Origin of the sequence: Vibrio salinus (assembly GCF_021272385.1) — a bacterium.
Lineage (GTDB): Bacteria > Pseudomonadota > Gammaproteobacteria > Enterobacterales > Vibrionaceae > Vibrio > Vibrio salinus.
This window is the reverse complement of the sequence record NZ_JAJSDZ010000010.1, coordinates 416,286-432,364: the sequence shown is the minus strand read 5'-3', so window position 1 is coordinate 432,364 and position 16,079 is coordinate 416,286. Positions and strand designations below refer to the sequence as shown.

At 41.1% G+C, this 16,079-nt stretch carries 12 protein-coding genes; 7 read left to right on the top strand and 5 right to left on the bottom strand.

What is annotated here, in order from left to right; genetic code table 11:
- Positions 1-105: 105 nt before the first annotated feature.
- The gene (locus LRQ06_RS15365; RefSeq protein WP_232767936.1) at positions 106-1,092 is read right to left on the bottom strand and encodes a LacI family DNA-binding transcriptional regulator; all 987 of its coding nucleotides are present in this window, start codon (positions 1,090-1,092) and stop codon (positions 106-108) included.
- A gap of 340 nt (positions 1,093-1,432) precedes the next feature.
- Between LRQ06_RS15365 and LRQ06_RS15360 the strand changes: the two genes are divergently transcribed.
- Positions 1,433-2,806: a sucrose-specific PTS transporter subunit IIBC gene (locus LRQ06_RS15360; RefSeq protein ID WP_232767935.1), complete on the top strand. Its 1,374-nt coding sequence runs from the start codon at positions 1,433-1,435 to the stop codon at positions 2,804-2,806.
- 73 nt (positions 2,807-2,879) lie between these two features.
- On the opposite strand, the gene LRQ06_RS15355 is transcribed toward LRQ06_RS15360, so the two are convergent.
- Positions 2,880-4,769, bottom strand: coding sequence for a methyl-accepting chemotaxis protein (locus LRQ06_RS15355; protein WP_232767934.1), 1,890 nt, complete (start codon positions 4,767-4,769; stop codon positions 2,880-2,882).
- Between the two features lie 443 nt (positions 4,770-5,212).
- On the opposite strand from LRQ06_RS15355, the gene LRQ06_RS15350 reads away from it, so the two are divergent.
- From LRQ06_RS15350 to LRQ06_RS15340, 3 genes are all read left to right on the top strand, one after another.
- The gene (locus LRQ06_RS15350) at positions 5,213-6,076 is read left to right on the top strand and encodes a DMT family transporter (protein ID WP_232767933.1); all 864 of its coding nucleotides are present in this window, start codon (positions 5,213-5,215) and stop codon (positions 6,074-6,076) included.
- Positions 6,077-6,272: 196 nt separating this feature from the next.
- Complete coding sequence (locus LRQ06_RS15345) at positions 6,273-7,598, top strand: anaerobic C4-dicarboxylate transporter (RefSeq protein ID WP_232767932.1); 1,326 nt, start codon at positions 6,273-6,275, stop codon at positions 7,596-7,598.
- Positions 7,599-7,825: 227 nt separating this feature from the next.
- Complete coding sequence (locus LRQ06_RS15340) at positions 7,826-8,155, top strand: hypothetical protein (RefSeq protein ID WP_232767931.1); 330 nt, start codon at positions 7,826-7,828, stop codon at positions 8,153-8,155.
- A gap of 73 nt (positions 8,156-8,228) precedes the next feature.
- On the opposite strand, the gene LRQ06_RS15335 is transcribed toward LRQ06_RS15340, so the two are convergent.
- Positions 8,229-9,704, bottom strand: coding sequence for an alanine/glycine:cation symporter family protein (locus tag LRQ06_RS15335; RefSeq protein WP_232767930.1), 1,476 nt, complete (start codon positions 9,702-9,704; stop codon positions 8,229-8,231).
- A gap of 558 nt (positions 9,705-10,262) precedes the next feature.
- On the opposite strand from LRQ06_RS15335, the gene LRQ06_RS15330 reads away from it, so the two are divergent.
- The 3 genes from LRQ06_RS15330 (at position 10,263) to LRQ06_RS15320 (ending at position 14,339) form a co-directional block, all read left to right on the top strand.
- On the top strand, positions 10,263-11,624 hold the full coding sequence (locus tag LRQ06_RS15330; RefSeq protein WP_232767929.1) for a TIR domain-containing protein: 1,362 nt from the start codon (positions 10,263-10,265) through the stop codon (positions 11,622-11,624).
- A gap of 166 nt (positions 11,625-11,790) precedes the next feature.
- Complete coding sequence (locus LRQ06_RS15325; RefSeq protein WP_232767928.1) at positions 11,791-13,260, top strand: NAD-dependent succinate-semialdehyde dehydrogenase; 1,470 nt, start codon at positions 11,791-11,793, stop codon at positions 13,258-13,260.
- 17 nt (positions 13,261-13,277) lie between these two features.
- Entirely contained in the window at positions 13,278-14,339 is a 1,062-nt protein-coding gene (locus LRQ06_RS15320; protein ID WP_232767927.1) for a tartrate dehydrogenase, read from the top strand.
- Between the two features lie 78 nt (positions 14,340-14,417).
- Here the strand turns inward: LRQ06_RS15320 and LRQ06_RS15315 are convergent, their stop codons facing one another.
- Together LRQ06_RS15315 and LRQ06_RS15310 are read right to left on the bottom strand one after the other, a co-directional pair.
- Complete coding sequence (locus LRQ06_RS15315; RefSeq protein WP_232767926.1) at positions 14,418-15,419, bottom strand: hypothetical protein; 1,002 nt, start codon at positions 15,417-15,419, stop codon at positions 14,418-14,420.
- A 75-nt stretch (positions 15,420-15,494) separates the two neighbouring features.
- Positions 15,495-16,052, bottom strand: a complete 558-nt coding sequence (locus LRQ06_RS15310; protein ID WP_232767925.1) for a PadR family transcriptional regulator — start codon at positions 16,050-16,052, stop codon at positions 15,495-15,497.
- Positions 16,053-16,079: the final 27 nt, after the last annotated feature.

Below are 16,079 nucleotides of genomic sequence, written 5' to 3'. Positions count from 1 at the left end.
TTTTGGGAACGTTTGCAAAATTAATAGAAAATGACCTTAGCTGCAACAATGATTTATTTTTTAGCCAAGATCTTGATTCAATAATGTGATGTAATACACATTATTTTAGCATGTTTCTCTATTAACATCTTTAAATGTCAGTACAAGCTTACTCATTTCTTCTCCTTTTCCTTCAATACGGTCCAGCAACATAGATGCTGAATTTTCTCCTGCTTTTTCAAAAGCATATGAAAAAGTAGATAACTGAGGATGACTGATCATTGACAGTTCATCATTACCAACCCCCAACAATTTGACCTGAACACCAATATCGATGCGCATTTCACGCAACGCATTAATGGCACCAACGGCCAGACGGTCAGTAGCACAAAAAATTCCGTCCGTTTCAGGGAAATTGGATAGATATTGTTTTGTCAGTTTATAGCCAGATTCAATGGAGAAGTCACTGTGCGCATGAAATTCTAACGATAATCGATTCATCTTCAGTGATTTTATTAAACCGGATGAACGCTGTTCATCAACAGCAATATCGTCTTTCTGCACTCCTAAGAAGCCAATATGCCGACACCCAGCATTAAACAAGCGTTGACCCGCTTCAAAACCAACCCGATAATCATCATGAATCACGCTTGGAATATTGAATAAAGAACCATCCTGACCGACAAGTACGACCGGTGCTTTAGACTGTAAAATGGCCTGTATCAATTGATCGTCTAAATGGGTCGCATAGAAAATAATGCCTTCAACCCTCTTTTGGTTAAATATTTGAATATATTCGACTTCTCTTTCATGTGCCTGATGACTGTTTGCCAGAAGAACGTGTTTCCCGGCTTTTTCCAGCGTTCTTGTTAAACCGTCTACTCCCTGGGCGGTAGCGTGAGAAGACATTCTGGGAACCACCACCCCAATTAAATTAGTGCGCTGACTTTTTAAATCCTTAGCGACCTGATTGACGACATACCCACACTCATCAATAGCCTGTAATACCTTAATTTTAGTGGTTTTTTTTACACCGTATTCATTATTAACAACTCTGGACACGGTCGACTTAGAAACACCAGCTAATTTCGCAACATCGTGTAAGCTCGCCATTCAGTTACCTTATATGTCTCAATTGCGGAATCGATACCGAATATTTTTATCCATAGCGTGATTCTACCCTTATTTTTAGTTTTTCACCCCATGCGTTAAGAGATCCAAATCACAAAAATTAGTCGATCATTTTGACCAAAGCATAAATTTTCACAAAAATCACTACTGCAAACGTTCCCAAAAACATTATAAATAACGAAACAACACAGCTAACACTAAAATTAACATTAATAGAGAATCAAAGTACCTGGAAACTCACTACCAATAATGGCTGTAGGTTACCCATTGATTCCGTTACGCAATAAGGCAATCACTTCGATGGTTGTAAGAGGTAAACAAAATGTCGGAAAAACAAACGGCTCAGCAGATATTAAAATTGATCGGGGGTGCCGAAAACGTAGCAAGTGCTGCACATTGTGCAACACGCCTGCGGCTGGTTCTGCACGATACCAGTATCGCTGATACCAAAGCAATTGAAGATCTGGATCTGGTTAAAGGTGTTTTCACAAACAATGGTCAGTACCAGGTAATCATTGGTACCGGTATTGTAAACCGGGTATTTGAAGCATTTAGTCAGGCAGCAGGAATCACAGAAGCATCAACTGCAGAAGTAGCGAATATGGGCGCCAGAGGCAACCCATTACAGGCAGTTGCCCGTACACTCTCAAATATCTTTGTTCCAATCATCCCAGCCATTGTTGCCAGTGGTTTATGTATGGGGATTCTTGGCTATCTGACAACAAATAAGTTGATTGATACAAACAACTTCTGGTATCACCTGCTTGACATGGTATCAAGTTCAGCTTTCATTATCCTTCCTATTCTGATCGGATTTGTCGGAGCAAAAGTTTTTGGCGGAAATCCAATTCTTGGTGCAACACTGGGGGGAATTCTGACTCACCCGGCACTCATGAATGCCTGGTCTATCGGCCATGGTTATCCTACCGCAGAAGTCTTTGGCTTTGATGTGGGTATGGTCGGATATCAGGGAACCGTATTCCCTATGCTAATTGCTGTCTGGTTTATGTGTAAGGTAGAGAAAGTTACACATAAAATTGTACCAAACGCTCTGGATATCATTCTTAGCCCGTTTATCATACTTGCAGTAACCGGCTTTGTGTCCATGGTTGCTATCGGACCTTTCGGACGGCTGGTTGGTGATGGAATCTCTCAGGGATTAATGTTCTTGTACACACACGCAGGACCAGTGGCTGGGCTAGTCTTTGGTGGCACCTACTCAATGATTGTTATCACAGGTATTCACCAAAGTTTCCATGCCATTGAACTTGGTCTTCTGGGCGACCCAACGATTGCAGTTAACTTTTTATTGCCAATCTGGTCAATGGCAAATATCGCTCAAGGTGGTGCATGTTTTGCCGTTATGTTCAAAAAACGGGACAAAAAAGTTACTGCACTGGCTCTTCCATCTGCCGTATCCGCCATTCTGGGTATTACAGAACCTGCCATTTTCGGTGTCAATCTACGGTATATGAAGCCATTTATCGGTGGTTTGATTGGTGGTGCTGCCGGCGGTGCTTACGTAGTATGGACAAAAGTAGGAATGACTTCCGTCGGTCTGACTGGTATTCCCGGCCTGGCAATTGTTCGTAGTGAATCGATTATGAACTACATCATCGGCTTTGGTATTGCATTTATCGTTGCTTTCATCGCTTCTTTCCTATTAACACCGAAAGAAGATAAAGCAGAAGCATAAAAATCATTCTGCAAAACACTGGGCCAGGCATTTGCCTGGCCCTTCTTTTTAATGAAGCGGATAACCAGCCCGACTACAATTTAAAACGCGAAATTTCTTTCTCAAGTTCGCTGGCCAGATATCTTAACTCATGCGCTTCGTCAACACCGGTTAATGCTTCCTGAGCCAGACCATCACTGAGTTCACGAACAGACTCGGTATTACCGTTTATATCAGCTGTTACTAAGGACTGTTCTTCTGCCGCAGAAGCAATCTGAGTTGCCATATCACTGATAAGCGAAATAGCATGACTCATTTCCTGTAAACGATCACTGGTCTGCGTAAAATCACTCACACTGGAACTCACCAGGTCATGACTTTGGGTCATTGCCCCTACCGCGCTATTTGATACTTTTTGCAACCCTTCAATTTTCGATTGAATCTCTTCTGTTGATTCATGGGTCCGTTGAGAAAGTATTCGTACTTCATCCGCAACCACAGCAAAACCACGCCCCTGCTCCCCGGCCCGCGCCGCCTCAATAGCAGCATTAAGTGCTAGAAGGTTAGTTTGTTCAGCAATACCTTTAATGGTAGATAAAATGGTGGAAATTTCATTTGTATGATTTTCCAAATCCCGGATAATAGAAGCGGAATTTTCTAATTTCTCAGCCAGTTCGTTAATAGACGTCATGCTTTTCTGCATTTGTTCGAAACCCTGATTTCCCAGCTCGACTGATTGATTAGCATTTTTAGCTGTATTTTCAGCATTATTTGCGATTTCTGCCGTTGCTGACGCCATTTCGGTAACAGCGGTAGCTACCATCGTGATTTGGTCCTGCTGTTCCTTAACTCTGTCACTTCGGCCACTTGCAGAATTAGCAGCCAGATCAGCCTTATTATTGATAGAAGACGTTACATCCTTCACTTTCGAAATCATTTCATGAAGGCTGCCAACAAACTCATTAAATTTATTTGCAAGAATTCCCACTTCATCTTTAGAGTCAACCTCAATTCTTTGGGTCAAATCACCGTCCCCTTCAGCTATATCCGTCAATGCTAATGTCACCCGGGTTAGTCCCTTAAGCTGAGCCGATACAACGAAAGAGCTGATAAACACCATCACAGCCAAAATAACCAGACCTAGCAGCAACTGCTTAATCAATAAAGCATTAATAGGTGTCTGAAGCGTAGCTCTGTCCAATACTGACACTAACATCCAGTCGGTATGGTCAATTTTTGCTGCTGCAAGAATTTTATCACGGCCATTAATTTCAACATTTACTGACATTTTATTTTCCGCAGAAGCCAATAATTTGCTCAAAGAAAGTGAAGGATCTACTTCTGATATGGACTTCAACACAAAATCTTTATTTGGATGGGCAACAATTTTCCCTTTCTGATTCATCAGAAACGCGTAACCATTCCCTGGAAAAGAAATAGAAAGAACATCTTTGGTTAGTTTATCCAGCGCCAGATTCGATCCAACAACACCAATAATTTGTCCGTCAACCCGGACAGGATCAGCCAGAGTCACAACCAATGCTTTCATCGTTACACTAATGTAAGGTGAAGTAGTAACCGCTTTGCCTTCTTTCATCGCCAACTTGTACCACCCACGAACCCGCGGATCATAACCCGCTTTATTGAGTGACGGATCCTGACGATACATTTCACCTTTTTCATTACCGTAGTAACTAAGACCGAACCCACCTGATTTCATGAGTTGCCTCAAATGGGGAACAACATCAAAATCTTGGTTTCGCTCCAGCTCATCTTTCATTCCTTCAATGGCTGATTGTTTATCGTAAAACCAGTCACTAATTCCCCGAGCATGAGCTTCTAATGAATTCTTCGTCTCGCTATTGATGGCTTTCCAGCTATTGTCTTCAAAAGAACGATAGCTCATAAAAACCAACGTCATCGCTGTAAGAAGGATGGCAACCACCATCGACAGAACAACCTTAAATTTTAGAGTTAAGCGCATAATGCTTTCCTTCATTTTCATTCTGAATATTATTGCGTTGTTTCAAGTTATATTAGCCTCAAATACTACCAAAGAATCTTTTGTTCATTGATACCTAATAGTATAGTTGATGAATATATCGTTGTTATGTAAGTAAAAAATATGCAACCACCTGCTTTTATATATCGACAGCTGTGGAAATAATTTAATCATATAAACAAAATTTAAATTCTTTTTTCTGTTTTTTATTGCTCTTTCTAAAAAATTTATAATTTGTGACTCTAAACACTCTCTATTAATAAAAAAGACTAATATTTTCGGCCACATGAATATAGAATTAAAAAATTAGTTTCATTGTTAATATATTGTGAAAATTTATTTTTATTTCAGAATAATAAAGTAATGCCTCTCAATCTATATATTCCATAATGAAATGACATTAATTTCATAATCAGGCCTAAAAAATGATAGGAATTACCGCAAGTCTCATTGGCGCTTTTTTTCAAGCATTGAATTATTTTATCACTCAAGTATCACAACGCGGACACCAATATAATGCGAAACAAATCATTATAGCGACCCACCTCGCTATGGGATTAATACTTTTAATTCCATTAATTACATTAGGCTACTGGAAATATTTTGAAGTTGAGGACATCTATTTATTAATACAGGCTAATCTTCCTTACCTTATTGGTCAGCTGTTACTTATCTTTGCAATAAAGATTAGCGATACATCTGTCGTTTCACCGTTACTGGTTCTCAAAGTACCAACGCTGGCATTCGTTAGCCTGATTCTCTTTGAAAAACATTTGTCGATTCAGCAATGGGCCTCCATGGGACTGATAGTGTATCTTGCCTACCGGATGTCCACCATGTCAGGAAAACTGGATGTAAAACCCGGGCTGTTAATTATCGGCGCTTGTATTTGCTATGGGTTCTCAGACCTTGGTATCACAGCCTATACATTACAGTTAAAAGGCACATCGGGAATAGAAAGAACAATCATTAGCATTACGATAAATTATCTGTTTTGCGCTATCTGCCTTTTACCATTTGTCCCGGTTTTTAAAGTCCCTGTCACCGGAATCTATCATATGAAATGGGCAGCGATAACCTGGATTATTGCGGCAACATTACTGGTTACCGGTTTTGCATTAAGCGGCGTTGTCGAAGCAAACGTTGCGCAATCAACCCGTGGCGTCTGGGGCGTATTTTTAAGTTATATGGCACTAAAACTGAGTGCAAACAGCGATAAAAAGATCTGGTACCAAAAAATACGCATATCCTGTTTTTCTGTTGTAGCCGTTGCGCTTTTTTATTTATAAAAATAAATAATTTTAAATATTTATACGAATTGAAAAAGATAATTAATCGTTTTCTTTTTATTCTCAGAAATAATGGGATCTATACCAATATTTAAAACATATTCTATATACAATTATCGTAAATATCAGGACATTATCTATATTGGTGTTTGAATCCGTAACGTTTTCTTTCATGTCAAAGTGCTGAGGTAGCAATATGTTATATTTAGAGTTCCTCTTCTTATTGTTAATGCTATACATTGGCTCCCGTTATGGGGGTATCGGTCTTGGGGTTGTATCTGGTATTGGTTTGGTCGTTGAAGTGTTCGTCTTCCGTATGCCTCCCACTTCTCCTCCAATCACCGTAATGTTAATTATTCTGGCTGTTGTCACCTGTGCATCTGTATTAGAGGCTGCAGGCGGTCTTAAATACATGCTTCAGGTTGCTGAACGAATATTAAGAAAAAATCCAAAAAACGTGACGTTAATTGCGCCATTTGTCACATTTACCATCACATTCATGTTAGGTACCGGACATGCTGTTTATTCAATTATGCCTATCATTGGTGACGTCGCATTAAAAAATGGCATCAGACCGGAACGTCCAATGGCAGCCTCTTCCGTTGCATCTCAGTTGGCAATTACGGCATCGCCAATTTCAGCAGCCGTTGTGTATTACTTAGCTCAGTTATCCAATATTAATCCGGACATTAGTCTTGTCTCAATTCTCATGGTAACAATTCCGTCAACACTTTGCGGTACTTTGTTTATGGCGCTGTATAGCCTGAGACGAGGTAAAGAGCTGGAAGATGATCCAGAATACCAACGCCGTCTCAAAGATCCAGTCTGGAAAGAACGAATTCTGACAACAACAGCCACTTCTCTGGATGAACACCTTCCGCCAGCGGCAAAAAACTCCGTTATGATTTTCCTTCTGGCTCTGGTAACCATTGTTTTTATTGCCATGTTCCCTGAAATAAGAACCATTGTTGATGGTGAAAAACCTATCAAGATGTCTGTGATTATTCAAATGATGATGCTGGCATTCGGTGGATTGATACTGTTGATAACTAAAACCGATCCCAGAAAAGTCCCGGATGGTGTTGTATTTAAATCAGGAATGGTTGCAGCCATCGCTATTTTCGGTATTGCATGGATGTCAGATACTTATTTTAAATACGCGCTTCCTGAATTCAGAGCAGGCATCATTGGGATGGTAACGGAATACCCATGGACGTTTGCATTGGCACTGTTCATTGTATCAGTAGTCGTAAACTCTCAGGCTGCCACTGCCAGGATGATGTTACCCGTTGGTTTAGGTTTAGGTCTGGATCCGGCGTTACTCATTGGTATCATGCCCGCAGTATACGGTTACTTCTTCATACCAAACTATCCATCCGATATCGCTACCGTCAACTTCGATACTTCCGGTACCACCAAAATAGGTAAATGGTACTTTAACCATTCATTTATGGCCGTAGGCCTTATCGGCGTCATCGGTGCGTGCTGTGTCGGTTATATGTTAGGTGAAATCTTCATTTAACTGAGATAAGTACAATGGATTCAAGAAAAGCCGGTTTTACCGGCTTTTTTCTTTCAACGTCCGGAACCCCCATAAGCAAGGTCAAAAAATCTGACCAAAATCTAACACTCCATTTACAGCACCAAGTTGAATAATGACATCAATATGACGTTTTTAACCCTCTGGTCTTCAATAATACCCGGCGTCAATATCATTTATTCCAAACGAGAATCTGGGAAGGATTTAACATGAAAAAAACAATTTTTACTATCAGTGCATTAACACTGGCACTTGCATTAACCGGTTGTGACGATTCAAAAAAATCGGCTCAGACAGAGACTCATCCTCAACCTGGAGCCGCCACAGTAACAACGCAATCTGCTACCCCAACGGATGAAACAGATGGCATGGCAAAAGTACCTGCAACAACGGATGATGCAGCGACATCTGCCAGCGATGCGGTTGGTAATGCTCAGAATGATGTAAAAAATGCAGTGAATCAGGCGGCAGAGGATGTCAATAAACTGCCAGCAACAGCAACAGGCTCGGCATCAGATACTCAGGAACAGGAAAAATAATTTTTTATCCGTTATAAAAAGTAAAAAGGTCAGCATCGCTGACCTTTTTTATTAAACCAATTCAGGAAAAACACTAAGAAGTATAAGCTAAATCAGCTTTAACTGACTCATCGTCTTTTTCAGATTCAGGACTAACGTGCGTCCAGGCTTCTGTATCAATATCCAAATCACTGAATTTAGCAGGATCAAATACCGGTTCATCCACACCTTGCTTTAGCTGATCACGATAATCGTGCAACAAGCGTAAAGCGGTTGGGAACAACATGATTAATGCAAGCAGGTTAACAATAGCCAGAATGCCCATCAACGGGTCAGAGAAGAAGAACACAGCTGTCGCACCAGGAGCTGCAGCACCGACAAAAACAATAATAACAACGGCAATACGCAAAATATGAATAGCAATTCGGCTTGATGTCATCGACGTTAACGCGTTTTCACCCAGATAGTAGTTATACACAACAGAACTGAATGAGAATAGCAAAATAGCTGCCGTCAGATAATACTGAGCCCATGAGCCAAGATGTGATACTAAGGATTGCTGCGTTAATACAACACCATCAATATTTTCTGCCCCCGGAACATAAACTTTGCCTAACAGAATAACAAATGCAGTACAGCTACAAACCAAAATGGTATCGATAAATACGGAAAGAGACTGAGTGATACCCTGTGTGACCGGATGAGGAACATCCGCGGTCGCCGCTACGTTTGGCGCAGAACCTAAACCCGCTTCATTAGAGAACAGACCACGGCGTAAACCCTGAGCCAATGCCGCACCCATACCGCCACTTACTGCTTCCTGAATACCAAATGCATTTTTAAAGATACTAACAAGAACATCCGGTAAATGAGTAATGTTCATCACGATGATGACCAGTGCAATGGCAACATAACCAACAGCCATGACAGGAACCACGACATCCGCAGTTTTCGCAATACGTTTGATACCACCATAAATGATAAACGCGACAATTACCGCCAGAAAACCACCGGTATACAGACGATCAATACCTAAGCTGTCCTGAACTGCTCCGGCTACCGTATTACCCTGGAAAGCGTTAAAACCAAGAGCAAACGATGCCACAAGACAAACAGAATACAGGTAGGCTAACCAACGGTAATCACTGCCTAAACCATGAACAATTGAACGGGCAGCACCACCACGGAAAGAATTACCATCTTTACGTTTGTATAACTGTGCAAGAGAACACTCTACAAGGCTGGTTGCCATACCAACTAAGGCAATTGCCCACATCCAGAATACTGCTCCCGGACCACCTAATGTGATAGCAACAGCCACACCGGCAATGTTACCACCACCAACTCGCCCACCAACAGATAGCAATAACGCTTCTCTGCCTGAGATTGAATCTTTATCACCTGTCTGATTTTTTTGGAATAAAACGCTAAACATGCGTTTAAAAAATCTAAATTGAACAAAATCTGTTACAACCGTGAAGAATAACCCGAAGATTACCAAAAATGGTACCAGTGACCATCCCCACGTAAGATCTCCTATCACTCCAAAAAAGGATTCTAAAAACTCCATTTGGTCTCCTTAAAATATAGAATCGTTTTTATCTGGAAGTTAAACAGTCGTTGCTTTATATGGATGTTATATTTATGTTATTTAATTTCTAAAAATTTACATTTTTCAGAAATTTCATCCACGTTAGATCCAGATAATCGGCGGATTATACTGAATTGAGACCAAAATTTAAATATTAAGTTCATTTATAAACATATTTATGCATATTGATATAATATGCACGATAAAAATCAGTAGGTTAAATTAACAATCAGAAAAATAATTAATCACTATTGTCAATCGGTTATTTTTAATTTCCACCTAAAGTCTTATATAAAACACACAATTAACAGTCCGTTTCCTAATAACGTATTAACTTATCTAAAAGAGCCCTTTAGAGCGCCTCTCTACCGGAGAAGAGACCGGTTCAGTAAAATAAATCAAGTAAACACAATAGCTTAATCATCAAATATTCATATAATGTTAACGAATATTCACATATTTGTTCGCAGTCCTCCGATATGCTGAACTATCATTAAGTTATGACTATTTCCTCACAAGAACAATTTGATAATCAGCATGAAGATTTTTATCAGCCACAACCCTCAGGATAAAGAACAGGCAGGCTTAATTAACGAGGCTCTGATTGCAGCCGGACATAATGTCCTGTATGACACCTGGTCTATGCGCTCCGGGGAAAATTATCTGAAACGTATCGAGGAAAATACCAAAACAGCAGACGTTCTGATTCTGCTTGTCAGCCGCAATTCAGCCAGTTCAAAAACTTCGATTCATGAATTCTCGGCCATTGCCTTAAACGATCTGTCCAAACAGGAACAACGGATCATTCCCGTTATCATAGATAAAGGGCCAATACCGACCTATCTCTCACAATACAAATATATTGACATTTCTTCCGATATCACAAATGGAATAAAAAGGCTGGTTGAACAGCTCGAACCGGATAAACTCATTGAAACAACTGTGCTTTCCGATGCACTGAGAGAGGAACAGCAGGTACAGGCAAGAGATAAAAAAATTAACGATCTTGCTAAAGCACTGCATGAAGGACGGCTGACTCTGGTTTGTGGAGCAGGAATATCAATAGGAGCCGGAGTTCCGGCATGGAAAGACCTTTTGATTCATATGCTAAGAGCAATGATTACCCGAATGTCCGCCTCTCACGGATTGGAAATCAACAGCGATGACGCAGACCGTTTTCATGCCAAGTATTCTCCCTCTGCTTTAGTGGTCGGTAAATACTTAAAAAATAATCTGGGTAAAGACTTTTTAAAAGAACTAAGACAATCACTTTATATCTCCAATCCGGAAACTTGCGAAGTTTTGCAGGCTATTGTTGATCTGGCCCGGCCTCAAAGGGATGGAAACCCACTCGATTCTATCATTACATTCAATTTCGACGCACTTCTGGAAGAAAACCTGGACGAGCAGAACATCAAATATCAGGCTATCTATGGTGAAGGTTTCAGAAATTCACCAAATCAGCTTCCTATTTATCACGTACATGGTTACCTGCCAAGAAAAGGGAAACTATCACCGACTATGGACGTTATTTTTAGTGAAGACGCCTATCATAGCCACTTCACAGAACCCTTCAGTTGGTCAAACCTAATTCAGCTAAACAAATTAAGCCAGAATACCTGCTTATTTATAGGTCTGAGCCTGACGGATCCAAATCTCCGGCGTCTGCTTGACGTTGCCAACAGAAAAAACACCGAAAAGCATCTCAATCACTATTTTATTAAAAAAACCCCTTCTGTTACGAAAACGAAAGATACAATGGATAAACTGGCTCTGCTGTTAGAAGAACAGGATGCGAATGAACTCGGGCTCAGTATGATTTGGGTAGAACATTATTCTGAAGTACCCTCAATACTTCGTAAAATTGCCTTAGTCAGCAGCATGCGAAGTCACCATTGACGGCCTGAGTCTGTGACCAAAGACTCAAAAGCTCTTAATAAGTCGACATAAATCACTGCACGGCCTGTTTTATCCCGGTACATTGTGCGGAATGAATATTTCATCTCCCCATATCCACACTTACTTATTGATATTTTAAGAGCTCAGCCGTCTTATTGGAGTTATTATGATAGACCTTCAGATACAGTCATCTCTTACCGACCCATCCCTGCTTGTTGATACCGCTTATATAAATGGACAGTGGTGCTCAGCAAAAGATGATGCCACTATCGATGTTATTAATCCATCCAGTAAAAAAATTATTGCAACGGTTCCCGATCTGACTGTTGATCAGGTCAGGCAAGCCATAAATGATGCAAATACCGCCTGGAAAACATGGAAATCTTCCCCGGCCACAGAACGGGCAACCAAACTGGCTAACTGGTACCAGTTAATGATGGATAATCAGGATGATTTAGCCCGGATTATGACACTTGAACAAGGAAAACCACTTCAGGAATCAAAAGGAGAAATCACATACGCAGCCAGTTTTATAAAATGGTTTGCAGAAGAAGCACGAAGAATCAATGGCGAAACTCACCCTGCGCCGACCTCTGACCGGCGTCTGATGACGGTAAAACAACCCGTTGGAGTATGCGCAGCAATTACACCATGGAATTTCCCGGCCGCTATGATTACCCGTAAATGCGCACCGGCAATCGCGGCCGGTTGTACTATTCTCGTCAAACCAGCCGACCTGACGCCTCTGTCTGCACTGGCACTGGCTGTGTTAGCAGACCGGGCGGGAATACCTGCAGGTGTTTTTAATGTAGTCACCGGCAATGCTAAAAGCATCGGAGAAACCTTCACCAGCAGTGAAATAATCCGAAAACTGACGTTTACCGGCTCAACAAAAGTCGGCAGTCTGTTAATGGCGCAAAGTGCTCCAACAGTAAAACGTCTCAGTCTGGAGCTCGGCGGTAATGCTCCATTCATTGTGTTTGAAGATGCCGATATTGATGAAGCAGTTTCAGGTCTGATGATAAGTAAATTCCGAAACGCAGGACAAACCTGCGTTTGTGCCAACCGCGTATTGGTTCATGACAAAATATATGATCGATTCACGGATAGCCTTGTCAACGCCGTCCGGACGTTAAAAGTAGGTGATGGTTTCGCAGAAAACGTTACCATTGGCCCACTGATTAATGAAAATGCAGTAGCAAAAGTAAGAGCTCACATTGAAGATTCATTGCAGAAGGGAGCATCAATTGCCTATGGTGAAATTCCATCAGGTGATGATTTGTTTGTCACTCCTACCATTTTAAGAGATGTCACAACGGATATGCTACCGGCAACTGAAGAAACCTTTGGTCCGCTGGCCCCGTTAATCCGGTTCCACACCGACGAAGAAGCACTGAAAATTGCCAATGAAACGCCTTACGGGTTGGGGGCTTACTACTATACTCAAAATCTTAAAAGAGCATGGCATGTAGGTGAAAATCTCGAATTCGGCATGATCGGCTTAAATTCAGGGGTAATATCAATGGATTCCTCTCCTTTTGGTGGGATAAAATTATCGGGTGTTGGTAGAGAAGGTTCCAATTTAGGAATAGAAGAATACCTTGAAGTGAAAGCATGGCACATCGGCAGCCTGTAATTAAAAAGGAAAATAGAATGTCAACGTTAAAAATCGCCGTCATTCCCGGAGATGGAATTGGTAAAGAAGTGATTCCGGAAGGAATCCGGGTTTTAAATATTCTTGCCAAAAAATATAAAGTCAATATTGAGTGGACTGAATTTGACTGGTCATGTGAAACCTACCATAAAACCGGCCGGATGATGCCTGAAGATGGCCTGGACACTTTACGCCAATATGATTCTGTTTATCTGGGTGCTGTTGGCTATCCGGGTGTACCGGATCATATCTCTTTATGGGGATTATTATTACCAATTCGCCGTTCATTCGAACAATACGTCAATCTCAGACCGGTTCGTTTGTTTGATGGTATCCCATGCCCTCTGGCAGACAAAAAACCCGGAGATATCGATTTTTATGTGGTAAGAGAAAACGTAGAGGGCGAATATTCATCGGTTGGTGGTATCCAGTATGAAGGTACCGCAGATGAAATCGTCTCTCAGGAAAGTATTTTTACCCGGAAAGGAACTGACCGTATTCTGAAATACGCATTTGAACTGGCATCCCGTCGTGATGCAAAACGCGTCACATCTGCAACAAAATCAAATGGCCTGTATCATTCAATGCCGTACTGGGATAGCCGATTTGCCGCAATGGGAAAACAATTCCCGGACATAGCGACAGAGCAGTTCCATATCGATATCCTTACTGCAAATTTTGTCCGGATGCCGGAACACTTTGATGTCGTTGTCGGTTCCAATCTCTTTGGTGATATTCTGTCAGATTTAGGTCCGGCCTGCACCGGCACCATCGCCATCGCGCCTTCCGCCAATATCAACCCGGAAAAAAACTACCCTTCCATGTTTGAACCTGTACATGGATCAGCACCGGATATCGCAGGGAAAAACATTGCTAATCCAATTGGTGCAGTATGGGCCGGAGCTATGATGATGCAGCATCTGGGTTATGACGCCATCCACGATGATATTCTGGCGGGTATTGAGCGGGTACTGAAACAAAAAGAGGCACTCACACGGGATATGGGGGGAACCAGCTCAACCTCAGAATTTACCGATGCCCTGATAACTCAACTGGCATAAATAAAAACAACTCATTGAAACTGAATACAAAGCGCGAAAATAACATCGCGCTTTCTTTTTCCCTTTACTGTCATCCGCCTACAAACTGCTCTCTTTCTTTTCCTGATTCGTTAACAACATATTTTCCGAACGAAATTTGTGAATATCAACACAAATAACCGGAGCCGGTAACTTCTCAGTTGTGATATAGAGATGTTGATCAATTTTATCAAAACCAATGGCTTCTCCCTGTTTCAGTTCCGGTAAAGGAATAACCGTAGGGCTTTTTTCCATCACATTCAGCCAATCCGAATTATCAGGTTTGGTATACAAATACGCGTCACCATAAGTTAAGACTGCCAGATATTTACCATCCGGCGAAATATCCATACCTGTTGGCCACTCAGTCAAACCTAATACATCCAGCAAACGAAAATACGCTTCATGAGGTTTTGGTAATGGTTTAATTTCTCCCAAACGCTTGGCAATTATCGGCTTGTCATTACTGGAAAAAACCAAAGGTAATTCATAAAGAACAGGCACTTCATCACGCTTACTGAGTAATAAAATTTTTCCACGATTCGTATCAATGGCTACAGATTCAACGTCTCTGGGGCCATCTTCATATTGAAAGTTAACTTTCCATACAGGTTTGACGACAAAAATCTGATTTGTTTTATTGGCTTTTACCGGAGGTTCTTCAATAAAAATCAGAGAAACCAACCTTCGGTTTGAATCATTATCACCAACATCGCCAATGGCGATATACGATTTACCATTGTGACGAAAAGTTGCCAAATCTTCCCAGTCCGTATTAACTTCTCCGCTAACACGAATCTCAGCCAGCTTATCGCCCTGCGCATTAATCGCAAATAAAGAAGCAGGATTCCAACTATCATTGTTTATCCAAAAAACCCCCGGACTATGGTTGGATGCCGCCAGACCACTTGCTTCACTGATATCTTTTGCCCGTATCGTACCACTCTGAACTACCCCGGGTGAATTATCTGAAGTGATTCTCGAGTGAGTACATGAAGAAATCCAGATAAAGGCCAGACTAATGCCTATGACCTTAAAAAAAACCTGCCGATAATTATCCATAGTCCCGCTGCTCAATGCTCAGAAAGGAATGAGTGTAACTTAACTCATCACCATTTTTGTTAAAAAATCTTGATATCAGGCTTTCTTCTCTTCTTGTGCTTTCTGACAGTAACCAATACATTTATCCAGCCACGCAATGATACTTTTCTGTCGCATGATCGCCCCTTCAAGAATAATATAATCCCCGAAACGATCGCTATCTGCCAGAGGAACTTCAGGGTATTGCTCAGCCGTTTTCATCAGAGTATTCATCCGTTTTGTTTGCTGCATTTTCTGACTTTCAAGAAGTCCTATCCTGGCATCCAGATCAAGAAAATTACAGAAATACATTCTGACACGAAATACGTCTTTCGCAGTTTTTCCGATCAACTCATCTTTATGCAACCAGTAAATCAAATCTTCCCGGCCTTTATCGGTGATCGAATATTGTTTTTTTTCCAGAATATCGCCACTAATCTCAATATCAAAAGTGACCAGTTCTTCCTTATGAAGTTTTTTTAATTCCGTATAAATCTGACTGTGTTTCGCATGCCAGAATTCAGCCAGTTCATAGTTAAACTCTTTACCAATATCGTACCCCGTCATCGGATGACGATTGAGCAATCCTAAAATTGCGTACTTTAGTACCCTCATTTTTATCCCTTACCTATTCGGTTGTCC

What these genes read in the sequence shown, in the direction of transcription:
- LRQ06_RS15330 (WP_232767929.1), top strand. Translation starts at nt 10,263, where the DNA reads ATGAAGATTTTTATCAGCCACAACCCTCAGGATAAAGAACAGGCAGGC.
- LRQ06_RS15345 (WP_232767932.1), top strand. Translation starts at nt 6,273, where the DNA reads ATGTTATATTTAGAGTTCCTCTTCTTATTGTTAATGCTATACATTGGC.
- LRQ06_RS15320 (WP_232767927.1), top strand. Translation starts at nt 13,278, where the DNA reads ATGTCAACGTTAAAAATCGCCGTCATTCCCGGAGATGGAATTGGTAAA.
- LRQ06_RS15310 (WP_232767925.1), bottom strand. Translation starts at nt 16,052, where the DNA reads ATGAGGGTACTAAAGTACGCAATTTTAGGATTGCTCAATCGTCATCCG.
- LRQ06_RS15325 (WP_232767928.1), top strand. Translation starts at nt 11,791, where the DNA reads ATGATAGACCTTCAGATACAGTCATCTCTTACCGACCCATCCCTGCTT.
- LRQ06_RS15315 (WP_232767926.1), bottom strand. Translation starts at nt 15,419, where the DNA reads ATGGATAATTATCGGCAGGTTTTTTTTAAGGTCATAGGCATTAGTCTG.
- LRQ06_RS15350 (WP_232767933.1), top strand. Translation starts at nt 5,213, where the DNA reads ATGATAGGAATTACCGCAAGTCTCATTGGCGCTTTTTTTCAAGCATTG.
- LRQ06_RS15340 (WP_232767931.1), top strand. Translation starts at nt 7,826, where the DNA reads ATGAAAAAAACAATTTTTACTATCAGTGCATTAACACTGGCACTTGCA.
- LRQ06_RS15355 (WP_232767934.1), bottom strand. Translation starts at nt 4,769, where the DNA reads ATGCGCTTAACTCTAAAATTTAAGGTTGTTCTGTCGATGGTGGTTGCC.
- LRQ06_RS15360 (WP_232767935.1), top strand. Translation starts at nt 1,433, where the DNA reads ATGTCGGAAAAACAAACGGCTCAGCAGATATTAAAATTGATCGGGGGT.
- LRQ06_RS15365 (WP_232767936.1), bottom strand. Translation starts at nt 1,092, where the DNA reads ATGGCGAGCTTACACGATGTTGCGAAATTAGCTGGTGTTTCTAAGTCG.
- LRQ06_RS15335 (WP_232767930.1), bottom strand. Translation starts at nt 9,704, where the DNA reads ATGGAGTTTTTAGAATCCTTTTTTGGAGTGATAGGAGATCTTACGTGG.